This is a genomic window from Rosenbergiella nectarea, assembly GCF_900111105.1.
Taxonomy (GTDB): domain Bacteria; phylum Pseudomonadota; class Gammaproteobacteria; order Enterobacterales; family Enterobacteriaceae; genus Rosenbergiella; species Rosenbergiella nectarea.
The window spans coordinates 23,171-38,065 of sequence record NZ_FOGC01000012.1 but is presented as its reverse complement, the minus strand read 5'-3'; the positions used below and the strand labels follow the sequence as shown (position 1 = coordinate 38,065).

Annotated in this window: 16 protein-coding genes and 6 pseudogenes; 2 read left to right on the top strand and 20 right to left on the bottom strand. The window is 48.7% G+C overall.

What is annotated here, in order from left to right; all coding sequences use genetic code 11:
* The first annotated feature begins 12 nt into the window (after positions 1 to 12).
* Positions 13 to 1,620, top strand: coding sequence for a purine-cytosine permease family protein (locus BMX14_RS13585; RefSeq protein WP_092677658.1), 1,608 nt, complete (start codon positions 13 to 15; stop codon positions 1,618 to 1,620).
* Between the two features lie 144 nt (positions 1,621 to 1,764).
* Here BMX14_RS13585 and BMX14_RS13580 read toward each other — a convergent pair whose 3' ends face one another.
* The 15 genes and pseudogenes from BMX14_RS13580 to BMX14_RS17180 all read right to left on the bottom strand — a co-directional run.
* Complete coding sequence (locus BMX14_RS13580; protein ID WP_092677656.1) at positions 1,765 to 2,739, bottom strand: glycoside hydrolase family 43 protein; 975 nt, start codon at positions 2,737 to 2,739, stop codon at positions 1,765 to 1,767.
* Positions 2,740 to 2,742: 3 nt separating this feature from the next.
* Entirely contained in the window at positions 2,743 to 4,155 is a 1,413-nt protein-coding gene (locus tag BMX14_RS13575) for a glycoside-pentoside-hexuronide (GPH):cation symporter (RefSeq protein WP_092677655.1), read from the bottom strand.
* A 414-nt stretch (positions 4,156 to 4,569) separates the two neighbouring features.
* Positions 4,570 to 4,884, bottom strand: coding sequence for a type II toxin-antitoxin system RelE/ParE family toxin (locus BMX14_RS13570; protein ID WP_329957825.1), 315 nt, complete (start codon positions 4,882 to 4,884; stop codon positions 4,570 to 4,572).
* Positions 4,839 to 5,129, bottom strand: a complete 291-nt coding sequence (locus BMX14_RS13565; RefSeq protein ID WP_092677651.1) for a CopG family ribbon-helix-helix protein — start codon at positions 5,127 to 5,129, stop codon at positions 4,839 to 4,841. The genes BMX14_RS13570 and BMX14_RS13565 overlap by 46 nt, the downstream gene beginning before the upstream one ends.
* A 49-nt stretch (positions 5,130 to 5,178) precedes the next feature.
* A pseudogene (locus BMX14_RS13560) lies at positions 5,179 to 5,508 on the bottom strand (tyrosine-type recombinase/integrase); the annotation flags it as partial.
* Between the two features lie 190 nt (positions 5,509 to 5,698).
* Positions 5,699 to 6,004, bottom strand: a complete 306-nt coding sequence (locus BMX14_RS13555; protein ID WP_092677649.1) for a type II toxin-antitoxin system RelE/ParE family toxin — start codon at positions 6,002 to 6,004, stop codon at positions 5,699 to 5,701.
* A complete protein-coding gene (locus tag BMX14_RS13550; RefSeq protein ID WP_092677647.1) occupies positions 6,001 to 6,285 on the bottom strand; it encodes a damage-inducible protein J in 285 nt (94 codons plus the stop codon). Before BMX14_RS13550 ends, BMX14_RS13555 begins: the two co-directional genes overlap by 4 nt.
* 53 nt (positions 6,286 to 6,338) lie before the next feature.
* A pseudogene (locus BMX14_RS13545) lies at positions 6,339 to 6,590 on the bottom strand (tyrosine-type recombinase/integrase); the annotation flags it as partial.
* Between the two features lie 8 nt (positions 6,591 to 6,598).
* Positions 6,599 to 7,022, bottom strand: a pseudogene (locus BMX14_RS13540) (VENN motif pre-toxin domain-containing protein); the annotation flags it as partial.
* Between the two features lie 610 nt (positions 7,023 to 7,632).
* Positions 7,633 to 7,731 carry an HNH/endonuclease VII fold putative polymorphic toxin gene (locus BMX14_RS17185; protein WP_408011879.1) on the bottom strand — a complete coding sequence of 33 codons (99 nt, stop codon included), beginning with the start codon at positions 7,729 to 7,731 and terminating at the stop codon, positions 7,633 to 7,635.
* A complete protein-coding gene (locus BMX14_RS16450) occupies positions 7,731 to 8,237 on the bottom strand; it encodes a hypothetical protein (protein WP_230527503.1) in 507 nt (168 codons plus the stop codon). Before BMX14_RS16450 ends, BMX14_RS17185 begins: the two co-directional genes overlap by 1 nt.
* A gap of 753 nt (positions 8,238 to 8,990) precedes the next feature.
* The gene (locus BMX14_RS13525; protein WP_092677641.1) at positions 8,991 to 9,290 is read right to left on the bottom strand and encodes a type II toxin-antitoxin system RelE/ParE family toxin; all 300 of its coding nucleotides are present in this window, start codon (positions 9,288 to 9,290) and stop codon (positions 8,991 to 8,993) included.
* Positions 9,287 to 9,610: an antitoxin of toxin-antitoxin stability system gene (locus tag BMX14_RS13520; RefSeq protein ID WP_230527502.1), complete on the bottom strand. Its 324-nt coding sequence runs from the start codon at positions 9,608 to 9,610 to the stop codon at positions 9,287 to 9,289. Before BMX14_RS13520 ends, BMX14_RS13525 begins: the two co-directional genes overlap by 4 nt.
* Positions 9,611 to 9,638: 28 nt before the next feature.
* Positions 9,639 to 9,984: pseudogene (locus BMX14_RS13515) on the bottom strand (tyrosine-type recombinase/integrase); the annotation flags it as partial.
* A pseudogene (locus BMX14_RS17180) lies at positions 9,976 to 10,248 on the bottom strand (VENN motif pre-toxin domain-containing protein); the annotation flags it as partial. The pseudogenes BMX14_RS17180 and BMX14_RS13515, both read right to left, overlap by 9 nt.
* Between BMX14_RS17180 and BMX14_RS13505 the strand changes: the two are divergent.
* The gene (locus tag BMX14_RS13505) at positions 10,245 to 10,493 is read left to right on the top strand and encodes a SymE family type I addiction module toxin (protein ID WP_230527501.1); all 249 of its coding nucleotides are present in this window, start codon (positions 10,245 to 10,247) and stop codon (positions 10,491 to 10,493) included. The pseudogene BMX14_RS17180 and the gene BMX14_RS13505 overlap by 4 nt on opposite strands.
* Before the next feature lie 43 nt (positions 10,494 to 10,536).
* Here BMX14_RS13505 and imm45 read toward each other — a convergent pair whose 3' ends face one another.
* The 5 genes and pseudogenes from imm45 to BMX14_RS13485 form a co-directional block, all read right to left on the bottom strand.
* The gene (gene imm45 / locus BMX14_RS13500) at positions 10,537 to 10,848 is read right to left on the bottom strand and encodes an Imm45 family immunity protein (RefSeq protein ID WP_092677637.1); all 312 of its coding nucleotides are present in this window, start codon (positions 10,846 to 10,848) and stop codon (positions 10,537 to 10,539) included.
* On the bottom strand, positions 10,848 to 11,675 hold the full coding sequence (locus BMX14_RS13495) for a DUF6862 domain-containing protein (protein WP_230527500.1): 828 nt from the start codon (positions 11,673 to 11,675) through the stop codon (positions 10,848 to 10,850). Before BMX14_RS13495 ends, imm45 begins: the two co-directional genes overlap by 1 nt.
* 16 nt (positions 11,676 to 11,691) lie before the next feature.
* Positions 11,692 to 12,339, bottom strand: coding sequence for a hypothetical protein (locus tag BMX14_RS13490; protein WP_092677635.1), 648 nt, complete (start codon positions 12,337 to 12,339; stop codon positions 11,692 to 11,694).
* On the bottom strand, positions 12,329 to 12,943 hold the full coding sequence (locus BMX14_RS17175) for an HNH/endonuclease VII fold putative polymorphic toxin (protein ID WP_408011878.1): 615 nt from the start codon (positions 12,941 to 12,943) through the stop codon (positions 12,329 to 12,331). Before BMX14_RS17175 ends, BMX14_RS13490 begins: the two co-directional genes overlap by 11 nt.
* Positions 12,944 to 13,099: 156 nt before the next feature.
* A pseudogene (locus BMX14_RS13485) lies at positions 13,100 to 14,815 on the bottom strand (hemagglutinin repeat-containing protein); the annotation flags it as partial.
* Positions 14,816 to 14,895: the final 80 nt, after the last annotated feature.

Genomic DNA, 14,895 nt, shown 5'->3' with positions numbered 1-14,895 from the left:
AAGAGGTCAATCATGAGTGAATACAGTGTGGTTGAGGGACAAAAATCTGTGAAAAAATCTCCCTCCGTTAATGAAACATTAGAGGATTACACCTTACGCTATGCGCCCTATAGCTTCCGACGCTGGGGGGCCGCAACGGTCGCGATCACTGCCCTAGGGGGTATCGCCTACCTAGCCGATTTCTCGATTGGCGCGAGTATTGGAATGACCTATGGCACGACCAATGCCTTACTGGCGATTCTGTTCGCAGCCATTATTATTTTCTTAACCGGCATCCCTCTCGCCTATTACGCGGCACGTTATAATATTGACCTAGACTTAATCACTCGTGGGGCCGGTTTTGGCTATTATGGCTCGGTGATCACCAGCCTCATCTTCGCGAGTTTTACCTTTATCTTTTTTGCACTTGAAGGCTCGATCATGGCGCAGGGCCTACAGCTGGGCCTACATATTCCCTTGTGGCTAGGCTATCTGGTCTCTACCCTAATGGTAATCCCCTTGGTTATTTACGGAATGAAAGCCTTAAGCCATCTGCAAATTTGGACCACTCCCCTCTGGTTGGTGTTAATGATCGGGCCAGTGCTCTATTTAGTCTGGCAACAACCGACCTTAACGGATCAATTTTTCAGCTTTCAGGGCAAAAACGGGACAACGGGTGCGGATCTTGCTTCAGTGATGTTAGGTGCCGGAATTTGTTTATCATTGATTATGCAGATTGGCGAACAGATCGATTACCTGCGCTTTATGCCGGCGAAAACGCCTGAAAATAGCCGTTCATGGTGGCTTGCCGTGATTTCCGCGGGACCGGGTTGGGTGATTTTAGGCGCATTAAAACAGGCTATCGGCGCTTTCCTAGGATTTTATTTGCTGACACTCACCCCAGGCATTAATAGCACCGAACCGGTCCAACAATTTAACGCAGCGTTCCATCAAATGTTACCCGGTGGGTTCGCCTTAACGCTCGCCGTCATCTTAGTGGTGATTTCTCAAATTAAGATTAACGTGACCAATGCCTATTCCGGTTCACTCTCTTGGACCAGTGCCTATACCCGAGTACGCCGTCACTATCCGGGAAGAATTGTCTTTGTACTGATTAATCTCGCCATCGCCTTAGCCCTGATGGAAGGCGATATGTTTTCAGTACTCGGTAATATTTTAGGGTTTTACGCTAATTTCGCCATTGCTTGGGTTACGGTTGTCGCCATTGATATCGCGGTAAACAAGTATCTGTTAAAGCTATCCCCTAAGCTGCCAGAGTACCGCAAAGGGATGCTTTATAATGTGAATCCCGTAGGGATGATAGCCTTTTTAGCCGCCGCGGGGCTATCGATTGCGGCATTCTTTGGTTTACTTGGTCCTTTCCTCATGCCCTATTCACCCTTAATCGCCTTGGTGGTTGCGGCAGTGCTCACACCTATCATGGGGCTGCTCACGGGTGGGAAGTATTACCTTAAACACACAGACGATGGAATTGCTGAGACGCGTTACGATGTTTCGGGCTCGCCCGTCAGTACCCTGTACCATTGCGTGGCATGCCAGCAAGCTTACGAGCGTCCCGATGTGTTGTACTCGACTCACCATCAAGGGGTTATTTGCTCGCTATGTAAAACACTACACTAATTAGTAATGAAGAAGCTCAAGGAAGAGCTTGGCTCAGAAACGTTAACTATCCTATTTCTATGGTTTATTACGGAGCACTGTGTGAAAAGCCCCCTAAAAAGAAACGTTGAGTTGTGCCGACAGCGACCAGCTTGAACGTTTAACTCACTCTGCCGAATGTGAGATTAACGGTTGATTATCTGCCGCAGGCTCGCCAAAGACGGGCATATTTTCGGCATTCCACGAGAATTTTTTTATACGAGTATGCCGATTCGGATCATAAAGCGGATCCCCTTCAATAGTTGAGTCACTGCGGGCATGGTAGACCAATACGTCTTCACCTTGCTCATTACGCGTAAAACTATTATGGCCAGGCCCAAATTGCTGATTAAGCCGATGGGTGGTAAAGAGTGGCTGCGTGAATTTTTGCCAACTTGCTGGATCTAAAAGGTTGCTCGCCTTATCAGCATAAAGTAGTCCAATGCAGTAATTTTCATCTGTCGCGCTGGCTGAATAGGTGATAAACACGCGATCGCCATGGTCAATAAAGGCAGGCCCTTCATTGACCGAAAACCCTTTAGTTTCCCAAAAGAATTCAGGTTTACTCAACATGACGGGTCGCGTTTTTAATGTCCAGGGATTGGTTAGCTCTGACAAGTATAAATTTGAATTCCCTTCAATTGCGGGATCTTTCTGCGCCCAAAGATAATAGTGCTTTCCTTGATGTTGAAAATAGGTCGCATCCAAGGAAAAACTATCGATCGGCGTCAGGATCCTACCCTTTTCTTGCCAAACGTCGCTGAGGGGATCCTGCCCATCACATACCAGCGCATACATCCGATGTTGAAACAGGCCCTCTACTATCTGCTGTGATGGGGCTGCGGCATAGTAAATCACCCATTGGCCATCGATACTATGCAGTTCAGGTGCCCAGATAAGCGCGCTCATCGGCCCACTGTCCGGCTTGCGCCAGATTACCGTTGCGGGTGCATCAACAAGGCCTATCAAGGTTTGTGAATGGCGTATCTCTAAACGGTCATACTCTGGTACTGAAGCAATGAAATAATAGGTCCCATCTGAATGGAGATAAATATGGGGATCTGCACGCTGTTCAATCAGGGGATTGGGGTAATCGCTCATGGTTTAACTCCTGTTAACATTAGGTTGTTCACACCGACTTCCCTCGCTCGGCCTTCTTAATTCCTGATACTGACGACGACGAATCGCTAAATCAGCTTGGATCCTTCGCATCGTTTCACGGTCCACTTTTAATAGCCGCACAATACCTGCCGTGATCAGATAGCCGATCGCGGGGATGAGCGTGAATAACATCACAATGCCATTAATTGCCTGGGGACTTTGATGGGTAGCCCCAGCCTGATAACCATAAGTCGATAGCAAGAAACCCACCATCGCTCCCGCCACCGCCAAGCCGACTTTTATGAAAAAGATATTCCCAGAAAAACTGATCCCCGTTACGCGTTTGCCCGTCTTCCATTCACCATAATCGTCCACGTCAGCCATCAATGACCAATGAAGAGGTGAAGGTAATTGATGTAAAACGTTAAGGATGAAATACGCGAATAAAATGAGTGATGTTGCATGAGGGTCTAAGTAATAAAAACCTAAGGAGAAGCCACTCAGAATAATATTCGTCCAGAAGAAGACTTTTAATTTACAGAATTTATCAGTAAGTGGCTTCGCCAAGGCACTTCCAAGCATCATACCGATAACACCTAGGCTGATAAATAGACTGGCGAAAGACGTCGACTTCTCCATAACCCAAGTCACGTAGTACATCGTCGCCGCCATTCGAATAAAACCTGGGCAGACGTTAAAAAAAGTCAGCAGTAAAATGCGGACCCATTGATCGTTTTTCCAAATATCTTTTAAATCGGATTTTAACGCATGCTTCGAGGGGATCGCCGGTTCAATGCGCTCTTTAACAAAGGTGAAGCAGAACAGGAACATAAATAGGGCAATAATCGCCATGACACCCATCGACATTTGATAGCCGCGAGCCTTATCACCCCCACCAAAAAAGTCCGCCATCGGTAATAGTGTGGAGGATAAAATAAGCGTTGCAATACCCACCATAAAAAAGCGATAAGACTGACACGCCACCCGCTCATAAGGATCTGCTGTAATTACGCCACCCAGCGAGCAGTAAGGAATATTGATTGCCGTATAGGTCACTGACATCAGGAAATAGGTGACAAACGCGTAGATAATTTTACTCTCTTTACTCCAATCTGGCGTCGTGAACATCACGACACTAAATAGCGCATAGGGCAGCGCCACCCATAATAAATAAGGTCGAAACCGTCCCCAGCGACTGGTCGTCCGATCAGCAATCGCTCCCATCATCGGATCAATAATCGCATCAATCACCCGTACCGATAGCAGTAATATGCCCACCATTGCCGGCGTTAGCCCGAAGATATCGGTATAGAAGTAGTTGAGGAAAAGCATGATTGCACCGCCAATCATATTGCAACCTGCATCCCCCATGCCATACGCAACCTTCTCTCTGAACGACAATTGACCTTCCTTCATGGGAATTATCTCCATATTGATGGGCATAAAAGGTGTTTAAAGGTTTGCTATAGCGCTGAGTATCGTCCTAGATTAGAGAGGTTGTCAGGATAATCGTGACGTTAATATGGATAATCGGGTTATTAACCGAAAAGCGTGATGGGTAAGACAAATTGATAAAAGTATCCTTCACGAAGATTAACTTTATATATTAGTACTCTATCGAGCTCATCCGAGCGTTTCTGCGTTGGTGGGACGGCTGGGTAGTAGCCACGCCGTAACACTCTATAGCGGGGTATCCTTGCCGTTAGGCGGCCATTTATCTTCGTGCTTATAGGGGGATGGCGTCAAGGACGGCGCGCTCTGCCGGGCATAGGGCAACTCAACTCACAGAGAGCTACGGACTGTCCGGCGGCTCTGGTTCGACATCAGGTACTATGGCCAGCGTCTGGATGGGTGTAACACCCGAAGTATATACACTGCCGCTGCAACGATTTCATACACGATAACATAATGCCGATGTATAACCAGTTCCCGCGTACCGGCAACTCGACCCGGTCGTCCACTCTCCGGCTGTTCTGTTAGCTGATCAGCCCTGATTGATAGCTGTTTATCCAGCTCAACAGCGGCAACTGGATTATCCAGCGCGATATATTCCCGGATGGCCCTGCGGTCATCCCTGGACATCTCTGTCCAGATTAACTTCATGCTCCGCTGTTGCTTACTCTGCTCAGAACGCTTTTTCTCCATTCTACTGCTTCAGCTTCAACGTCTTCTGCTGGTATCGTCCGCCCCTCCGCCACTGCGGTCCGACCTGCTTCGATTTTCTGACGATACCAGGCATCATATTCCATTGCTTCCTGCTCTTTTCTTATGAACTCTCTCATAAAGTCCCGCAACAGCTGGGCTCCGGTACGGTCACTGGCCTTTGCCGCTGTGGTGAACTCAGATTTAAGCGCTTCATCAACGCGGAAGGTGAATGTGGCTTCGCGCATGGGATCCTCCTTATGTGTTACATAGTACATACAGTGTAACACTCCGTGTTTAGATATCAACACTGTCACTGTATCCTTCTTCCCGCTGCTTCGCCGGATGCGTACTCCCATGCACCGCCAGAAGCGATTTTATGCTCACCTGCGTAGAGATCTGCGTACTCTCCACGCTTAGATGCCCCAGCATCACCTGGATCCATCTCAGATCTGCGCCGTTCTCCAGCATCTGCGTCGCCATCGCGTGGCGGAACAGGTGACAGCTCCCCTTCTCTATTCCCGCCGCTCTGAGGTAAGGCACGACCGCTAAGGTGATACCGTTCGCCGTAAACCCAGCCAAGCCATCCATCGCTAGGAACAGTGCCCGACAGTCTGGTACAGCTAGAGTGCGCATAATACCCGCACATTATGTTGAATGGCCGAACAGCGACCATTCCGTACCACTATATGGCAGGTTACCCGTGCCGCCGGGCAGCCATTTACCCCCGCGCACTCGGTAGGTGATGGCGGCAGGAAGCGGCGAGGACGCCGCGCTCTGCCGGGCACGAGACAGACCCAGCTTACAGAAGGTTCCGCTAACTTCTGTTGTAACGGCCTGCTATTTTGCGGGATGTATGCAGCACACGTAGGATACGAACCACGGTTTCTTCTGCAACATAGATGATGATGAACGGGAAGCGGGGAACAACCAGCTTACGCTGTTTCGCAGTTTTCCCGGCCTTAACGCCTGCCTGCGGGTTTTCCTTGAGGATATGAACCATGCTGACAAGCCTGTCATCTGCCGAGCTGGCTACCGACAGCCCGGCTTCCTGATACAGATAGCGGAAGATCGCTTCTCTGTCTGCCTTTGCCTGGATCTCCCACTGAACGTCTGATGTCACAGCTTACCTCGCGCTGCCTGCGCTTTCAGTTCATCCATGTGGCTGGTCATCTCATCATCGCTGATGAACTGGCTTTCACTTGCATCATAGCGACTGAACGCCTGCGTTATCTGCTGTTCCAGCCAGACATCGTGCTCACTATCCTGATACTGCCGTTCTTCTGCTGCAAGTTCTTCGGCTCGCTGGCGCATGAGTTCAGTCAGGCTGCTCTTCTGACGTTCTGCTGCCTGCATCGCTAGGCGCTTCGTTTCATCGTCTATTCTGAAGTGGATTGTGCTCATCCTACACTCCTTTCTGTGGTGTCGTTCGTGGTGTCATTATGACCTTTATTTTTTTACCTGTCAGGCTTTTCTTCTTCCCGCTGCTCCGCCGGGTGCGTACTCCCATGCACCGCCTGAAGCGCTTTTATGCTCACCTGCGTAGAGATCTGCGTACTCTCCACGCTTCGATGCCCCAGCATCACCTGGATCCATCTCAGATCTGCACCGTTCTCCAGCATCTGCGTCGCCATCGCGGGGCGGAACAGGTGACAGCTTCCCTTCTCTATTCCCGCCGCTCTCAGGTAAGGCACGACCGCCAGAGTGATTCACCTTCACCGGATTTCCAAGCTGATGGCGGCATGTCAGGTATAGCCGTCCCGGTTTTCGAGACAACCTTGGCAACAACCTTCTCCGTCAGGATCGCACCACCTTTCACCATTCCGGCACCGCCATCCGCAGACTGGCTATATCGGTGACCAGCTTACCGCCTTCAAACCCGCATTAAACGAGCCGCTGGCCCCGGCTTTCTGGTACTCCGCCTCCATCTGGTCAATGCGGTCGATATAAGACTGCTTCACCGCGTCATACAGCCCTGCCGGAACCCCCGCCGCCATTCCCGCCGCGAAGCTGCTGTCCTGTCCCAAATCTATAGCCGTCCTTTTCGCCTGTGTCTGGGCTTTACAGGCCACGCTCTGATATTCTGCCAGCTCTTCCTGCGTCTGTGCCTGCTGTTTCTGGCTTAGATAATTATTCTCAACAACAATAAGCACTATACAATTTTATCTATAACAGACTTCCTGCCTACAGCGACAACCTCAGCATCGTTTTCATCAAACCTACCTAAGAGAAAAAGAACAATTCCATCATTGTTAAAAATACTATGGAGCCATTTTATTAGTCTTTTTACTTGAGGAACAACATTAGCGTCGAATTCTGGCGGAATAGTCGAAAAAATATGTTCTCTTCTAAATTTATTAATTTCTGAACCTCGCCTTCCAAAGCGGTAGGAATATAACCATAACCAGTTAATACCAACCCTGAAATACCACTATCGGTAAAAGATTCCTTTTTTTGAACAGATCTATTTGCACTCCTGAATTTTTAATTAAGCCCCAAGTTTTTTTATAATTAACTATTTTAGTATCAGGTTGTTCTGGAACCAACTGCACCATTGAATGATTGCCATCACTAATGTTGTTATTAATAGTAATATACATTTCTTTCAATAACTGCTCGCCATATTTTCTTCTAGATTAACCGGGCCACTCCCAACTTATAGCCGATAGACCAACTACATTAGGCAATAGTTCATTGAAATTATAAATGTCATTTTTAACACTTATATCTTCAGCATAACGTTTGACATGGCTAATAGTCATAATGGTTACCTTTTTCGTCGTTAAAGTGTGGGCCTCGATTCTGGCTAGGGTCGTCAGCAAAGAAATGCCCACCGGCATCGTCCCGTATTATACTTTCTGTTTTCCACCGCCTGGTTTAGGCACATCAAATTCATAAATATAACCAGGCTGGGGGTTTAGCCGCTTATCAACATTTGGATATACATTGCTCGGACTTTGGCTAACAGGAATACCCGATTGCCTTTTAGCCTCATTGAATGCTCCTGCTCTTGCTGAACCTTGAGGTGATAAGTTTGCAGGTCTATCTAGATAAGCTAAATCATCCTTACTTGGCCCATCCGGAAGCGGCGTTACTGTACTCGTTCCAACCGTATTGACTAAACCATCACTATTACCTGTATGTGTCGGACCTGACGCTAAGGGCTGATTATTACCCGTATTGACTATCCCTTGCTGGTCGCTATGACCCGGATTAATGAACTTAGTGTCTGTCAGTTCTCTATCCGGTTTAGTGAAGACCGTGATTAAGCCTTTTTGATCCTGCCCTATCATATAATTATAGGCAGCCCGTTGTTCCGGGGTTAATTGTTCTATCAGTTCAGCCTTGCCGGACATTGCTACGCTATGTAGTTGCTACGCCAACTATTTTTGCCCCGACGCGCTTTTTCAGCCTCGGAGACGCTACCGCCCTGCCCTGGCATCACGCCTGTACTCGGCCATTTTAACAACGTTGCTGTCCCTGTCATTATTCGTTTTTAGCCGCAACTCGTGAGCACGGCTCAGCTTGCTTGAGCGGGGAACGTGGGTTTAGCACGTGCGGGGGGCATAGAGCCCGCTAGCACCCTTTTCGCTCTGTGGCACGACTTCATAACCGGACGTTGAGTAGGCATGACCCCGCCACACTGGGGCAGGGGCGGCCTGACCGCAGGTCAGAACAGCGCTTGCGCTGGCCCGAAGGGCGAGCCTCGGGATGAGTCAAGTAACCTGACAAGTCGGGAACGAGCAAGCAGGAACGACTGCGAGCCACCGTAGACATATGCAGCGGGCGGGCATAACGTCCTTAAGCGGAGGCTGAAGGCCGATCTGCCTTATGGATGTTGGCTGAACACGAGGAAGGGACAGCAAGCCGCCAAGGACGGCGACCGCACCCAGTGCCGCACGCTGGGGCGCAAGACATAATGTGTATTATGCACATACGAGCGCATAACGCGACTGAGGTGTGCAGAGAGCACAACGGCGAGCTTCGCATAATACCCGCACATTATATTGAATGGCCGAACAGCGGCCATTTACCCCCACGCACACGGAACAGGATTGCGTCAAGGACGGCCCGCTCTGCCGGGCGCGCGACAGACCCAAACAGAGGGCTTACAGATCGTCCGGCGATACCGGTGGCCAACATCGGGCTGTGTTGATCAACGTCACTATCCAGACAGTATCCGTTTTTTCATCTAACTGGTACACAAGCCTATAATGATCATGTGGTATTAGCTCCCGTGTGCCGGCTATTTTCCCCGCTGCACCCATCAGTGGCTGTTCTGTCAGCAGATTCGCTGACTCACTGAACCGCTGATCCATCTCTGCTGCCGCCAGTGGGTTTCTTTCTGCTAGGTAATCCCATATCGCTATACGATCGTCCAGTGCCTCCGGCACCCAACGTACCTTCATGTTTTACCTGATGCTCTGGCTCGCCTTTCTACGAACAGCCTTTCAACCTCTTCGTTATCCATTCCTTTATCCAACATGATGGACTGACGCCCTCTCTCTACTTTCTGTTCCAAGAATGCATCATACGCCTTACTCTCGCTCTGTCGTCGGATGTATTCCCGCATCAGTTCACGTATTACCTGAGAGGCCGGTCTATCACTTGCTTTCGCTGCGGCGATAAAGTCTTCCCGAAGAGAACTTTCAAGCTTCATTGTGAACACCGCTTCTTTAGGCATCGTTCTTTCTCCTGTCCCGGTTAAGTACTGACTAAGTATATACATTATCATTATCTTTTATCTATTTCGTGTGTTATTTGTCGGTCTGCTCCGCCGGATGCATACTTCCATGCACCATCTGCAACGCACGGATGCTCACCTGCGTATAGATCGCTTCTATGTCCCAGTATCGCCTGGATCCATCTCAGGTCTGCTCCGTTCTCCAGCCTCTGCGTTGCCGTCGCATGACGGAACAGCTGACAACTCCCTTTCTCTATTCCCGCCGCGCTCAGGCAAGGCACGACCGCCAGGGTAATCCCATTCGCCGTTAACCCTGCCAGTCCATCCATTGCCAGGAACATCGCCCGACAGTCTGGTAGTGCTAGGTTGTCTGGGCGAACCTGCTGTAAATAACGGTTCAGCCATCCTAACGCACGTGCGGCATGTAAGGCCGCCGGATCTGACTGTGCCTTGAGTCCTGCTATCTCCCCTTGCGTACGCGCAATATCGGCGGCTTGATTACCGACCTCACCGATTAACTGCAGAGTCTGCATCCGTTGCTGCTCTTTTTCCTTATCGAATATCGGGCTGAGCGTCTGGTTGGCATGTTCAACATCACGGCTAAGGTCATCGACATTCTGCTGCTGCTTGGCGGTGTGGTTGATCACTATCGTGCCCTCGCTCACCGCAGCATGGGTGGTTGAGCTGTCGCTTTTTCTTTGTTGCCGGTAGTCGCCAATGCATAGCAAAGAAGCCAGACACAGGCATACCCACAACTCAATCAAAGCGTTATACCGTAGGATATGTTCGGGATCACATTAAACATCGGCCTTCACCATCGATTATCCTTAAGGGCTACTGGATGTGGGAGCTGGGATTTGAGACGGGCAAGAAGATTGAAGTGAGTTGTCAGCAGGGAGAGCTGATTATACGGCTAGTTGGGGAGTGATTAGTCAGTAAAAAGATCCCGGCTCGGTGGCCGGGATTTTTAGTTACGTAATGGGAGTTGCTACATATTCATCAAGGATATTAACATTTTCAACATTACATTCTGGATAAATCCACTTGGCCCAATTGGTAATAACCCATTCTGTACTCAATGCTCTACCTTCAGTTGACATACTTTCGATTGGTAAAGATATTAAAATTAGGCCAGCTTTGTGACCAGAAGATACAACTAATCCATGGGTTTCGAATAAATCTATAACCATAAAATCAACCCATTCTTCATATGGCCAGACAGCTGGTAGCCTAAAGACAATTCCTCGTTTGATAGATTTATTCTTATAATCAATAAGTTTCATTATTTTACCTTTAAATCATGACCGCCTGACTTATCTATGCTGTTAGGTATTTTTTGCATAGAAAAATCAACTTCGCCTAAATGCTTACCTTTTGGGCTGACCACTTCGAACCGTCCGTGCTGCGTATCAAGGGCATAGAGATTTCCATCCTGACCGCGGTACACATCACGCCCACCGTTCTTTTTAGTCAGTAGATTATCTTTCACCATACCGTGCTCAGCTGCTGCCTTCGGAGCAGCCTGTTTTACAATTGCGACACGCTCTCTAGGAGGGAGACTAGCAAGGCTTTTTTCAAAGGCTCCGACCGTTTGGCCCGTTGCAATTTTAGTGTCTGGATTAACATGAGGAACTTTCCCGGCTATTTCCAATTTGTCGGGCGCTTTACCTTTTCCCCCTACCAGGGCTCGGACGATTTCCACTGATATCGTCATGGCATCATAGCGGGTTTCAACATCCGACCAGCTCAGCTTACCTCCGTTAGCGTCAACGATACCTTTGATCACCACATCGCAAGTAATGCTGTCAGGATCTAACCCTTTCAGTATGCTTTCAAGATTCGCAGCATCCTGTGGGTACAGACCTCTGTAAATCAGCGAGTAACTGACCATATCGCCATATTTTGCTAACGCAGACTGCGCTTCATTAACCAGTCCACTACAGGCAGAACTGCCTTTGTTGCCTTGTGTACATATGTCTTTAATGGCCTGGCCACGGTCTTTATCCGTCTGTTTTATTCCGGCCAGCTCTTTATCTTCTGCAGATGTCAACGGTTGTTTAAGAATATCGCGTTTCTGCTCCAGTGCTTTCTTACGCTCGGCTTCATCCACACTCAGCCAGTTATTCTCAACAACATAGAATTTTAGCTTTTTGGCGAATCTCTTTCAAACTAGAGTTATTACTAATAACGACCACTTCAGAGCTTTTATAGTCTTCATCACCAAGAAGAAAAAAAACTAGTCCCTCACACTTTAGGAAGTACATAATCACGTCTTTGTAATCACCTAAACTAATAATATTTGATAGAATTTTTTCATCAAAATTTTTTTTATTCAAATAAGTATAAAAACTCATTTTCTTGTAAGAGAAGCATGATATTATTTTTTTAAGATCGTAATCACTTGCTAAAGCATAACCGCTTAATTTTATTTTACCGTCTATCTCCGAAAGAAAATCATGCTTATTTTTAAGCCAATCAAACCCATTTTCATTTGATGATTGTAATTTCCAAAATCCTTTATAACGATTCAACTTCGTATTTGGAATTAAGGTATCAAGTTCGCTATAGCAAATCATAATGTACTGAGATTGTTCCGTATCAGATAAACTGATAATGTTTTGTATTAGTTCGTAAAATCCTTCTTCACGATTAAGAAATAATGCCTCAAAACTGACAGAGGGATAATGTACATCACGAAGGAATTTAAAGTTACACACGTCATTTTCAATGCCAATATCGTCAGTACTACGCATTCTAACGTTTCTAGTAATCATAGTGATTTCCTTCTGCATCATTGAAGTGTGGGCCTCTATTTTGTGAATCGTTGTCACCAAAGAAATGCCCTTTAGCATCATATCTGATTTTTATAGTTTCAGGCTTTCCTTGCAGATTAATCACATCAAATTCATACACTTTTCCTGGTTGCTTATTTCCTCGACGATCATAATTTTCAGTTACCCTATCTGGCTGGCGAGACGTGGGTATTCCTGATTTTCTTTTCGCCTCATTGAATGCACCTGATCTTCCTGACCCACTAGGCGACATGTTTTCGGGTCGAGAATCTATAGATTGATAAGCCAAATCATCCTTACTTGGCCCATCCGGAAGCGGCGTTACTGTACTCGTGCCACCCGTATTTGCTAAACCATCACTATTACCTGTATGTGTCGGGCCTGATTCTAAGGGCTGATTGTTACCCGTATTGACTATCCCTTGCTGGTCGCTATGACCCGGATTAATCAACTTACCGTCTGTCAATTCTCTATCCGGTATCGGGAAGACAGTGATTAAGCCTTTTTGATCCTGCCCTATCATATAATTATAGGCAGCCCGTTGTTCCGGGGTCAGTTGTTCTATCAGATCAGCCTTACCAGACATTGCTACGCTAAAGACATAATCCCGTTCAGATGACGAAAGGTTGTCTAGCGCGGTTTTTGCTGCTCCGATACCCAGTAATGCACCGAGCCCTTTCTCCACGACCATATTTCGACATGCGGCGACTTCAGCACATGCTGTAACGCCGAGTCGTGCTACGGCTGATAAATTATTATTCTCAACCGTCACCTTCCCGGTCTGCATCCCTGATACTGCACTCGCCGTATCGCCGCCCACCAGTCCGCCCGCTAACCCTGCGGCTAAACTGGCTAAGGCACTGACTTTTTGCTTTTCATCTTCACTAAGCTCAGAAGCTTTTTTACCATAATAGGCTTGCGAAATCATCCCCACCGCCTCTGCGGTCACCGCACTACTGGCTCCGGCTAAGGCATTTTCACCCTTAGCCAGGGATAATGCCGCATTCACCACCGCATGCGCCATAAGATTGGCCGTTTTATTTACCTCACCGTCGGCAGAGGTCGTTTGGCGATGAATAACCTCGGCTATGTAGGGTGCGGCACCGCCCGCTAAGGCCTTAGCAAGATCGCCCCCCGCTAACCCCTGTATTGCAGCAGTTGAGGCGGTGATGGCTTGCTGAAGGCTGCTGCCTGTCCCAAAAGCGCCTTGCGCGGTTTGATAAGCTTGTTTGGCTACTTGTTCAGCGGTCGGATGGCTATTGCCATTAACCATCAACTCTGCACGTGCCGCCTCTAAGGCTGCCGGATCTGACTGTGCCTTAACCCCTGCTATATCCCCTTGCTTACGCGCAATATCGGCGGCTTGGTTGCCGACCTCGCCGATTAGCTGCAGCGTCTGCATTCGTTGCTGCTCTTTTTCCTTATCAAATATCGGGCTAAGCGTCTGGTTCGCATGGGCCACATCTCGACTAAGGACATCGACATTCTGCTGCTGCTTAGCGGTGTCGTTGATAATTATCGTGCCATCGCTGACCGCAGCATGGGTGGTGGAGCTGTCGTTTTTATCTTTGTTACCGGCGATGGCCAGGGCATTGCCAAGATTACCGATAAAGTTACCGGCGCTCCCGGCGCCCGTGCTTGCCCCCACGCTTTGGTGTTCAACCTTATAGGCCGCTTGGTTTTCGATATCGCTAAAACCGAGGGTGCCGGTCTCTAAGCGGTTATGCTCGGCACTGGCAGTCGAGCCAATCACCGCACCATTAAGCTGGGTATGCTCACCGACCTTCACATCAAAGCCCCCTTTGCCCGCAAACAGGCCAGTCTGTTCTTGCACACTGTCATAGGTACTGTGCATCTTATCTTTACTAAGATTTAGGCTGCCTGAAGGGGTCATGGTGCCAAAGGTAAAGCTGCCGCCTGCGCTAGCGCTTTGTTGCTTGGAGTCGTAGCGGTTGCTGTCTTGCTCAGAGGTCAGCGTTAAGTTGCGACCAACCTCCGCCACAATCCGCTCACCGTTAACTTGCCCGCCGGTTAAGGTGGTATCGCGACCGCTGTGTAAGGTGACTTGGCCGCCGCTGTCCAGCGTTGTCTCTTGATGGGTCAGAGAACTGCCGTTCTCCTTACCTTTGCTGGCATTGACGCTGGCAGAAATGCTAATCCCGGCGCTATTGCCGCTGGCACCTATGCCGACACCTAGCGACCCGCCATGGCTGCTATTGTTACCGCTCAGGGTTTCACTGTCTTGGCTGGAGTGCAGCAGAATATCCTGTGCGGCGCTCAGCGTTGTATCACGTCCGGCTTTCAGCTGGCTGCCCGCAATATCGATATCCCCTTGGGTGGCCTGCAACCTTAGGTCGCGCCCAGCGGTGAGCTGGCTACCCGAGTGCGTCTGCTGCGCGACTTTCTGCTCGGAGTGGGCGCGTTGATTACCATAGGAGAGGTTAACCCCCATGGAGGATTAAGTCCTGCTATCTTCCCTTGCGTTCGCTCGATATCAGCTGCTTGGTTACCGATAAATCGGCAGCAGTATCGAAGCCA

What these genes read in the sequence shown, in the direction of transcription:
- BMX14_RS13585 (WP_092677658.1), top strand. Translation starts at nt 13, where the DNA reads ATGAGTGAATACAGTGTGGTTGAGGGACAAAAATCTGTGAAAAAATCT.
- BMX14_RS13580 (WP_092677656.1), bottom strand. Translation starts at nt 2,739, where the DNA reads ATGAGCGATTACCCCAATCCCCTGATTGAACAGCGTGCAGATCCCCAT.
- BMX14_RS13575 (WP_092677655.1), bottom strand. Translation starts at nt 4,155, where the DNA reads ATGAAGGAAGGTCAATTGTCGTTCAGAGAGAAGGTTGCGTATGGCATG.
- BMX14_RS13570 (WP_329957825.1), bottom strand. Translation starts at nt 4,884, where the DNA reads ATGGAGAAAAAGCGTTCTGAGCAGAGTAAGCAACAGCGGAGCATGAAG.
- BMX14_RS13565 (WP_092677651.1), bottom strand. Translation starts at nt 5,129, where the DNA reads ATGCGCGAAGCCACATTCACCTTCCGCGTTGATGAAGCGCTTAAATCT.
- BMX14_RS13550 (WP_092677647.1), bottom strand. Translation starts at nt 6,285, where the DNA reads ATGAGCACAATCCACTTCAGAATAGACGATGAAACGAAGCGCCTAGCG.
- BMX14_RS16450 (WP_230527503.1), bottom strand. Translation starts at nt 8,237, where the DNA reads ATGTCCGGCAAGGCTGAACTGATAGAACAATTAACCCCGGAACAACGG.
- BMX14_RS13525 (WP_092677641.1), bottom strand. Translation starts at nt 9,290, where the DNA reads ATGAAGGTACGTTGGGTGCCGGAGGCACTGGACGATCGTATAGCGATA.
- BMX14_RS13520 (WP_230527502.1), bottom strand. Translation starts at nt 9,610, where the DNA reads ATGTATATACTTAGTCAGTACTTAACCGGGACAGGAGAAAGAACGATG.
- imm45 (WP_092677637.1), bottom strand. Translation starts at nt 10,848, where the DNA reads ATGAAACTTATTGATTATAAGAATAAATCTATCAAACGAGGAATTGTC.
- BMX14_RS13490 (WP_092677635.1), bottom strand. Translation starts at nt 12,339, where the DNA reads ATGATTACTAGAAACGTTAGAATGCGTAGTACTGACGATATTGGCATT.
- BMX14_RS17175 (WP_408011878.1), bottom strand. Translation starts at nt 12,943, where the DNA reads ATGTCTGGTAAGGCTGATCTGATAGAACAACTGACCCCGGAACAACGG.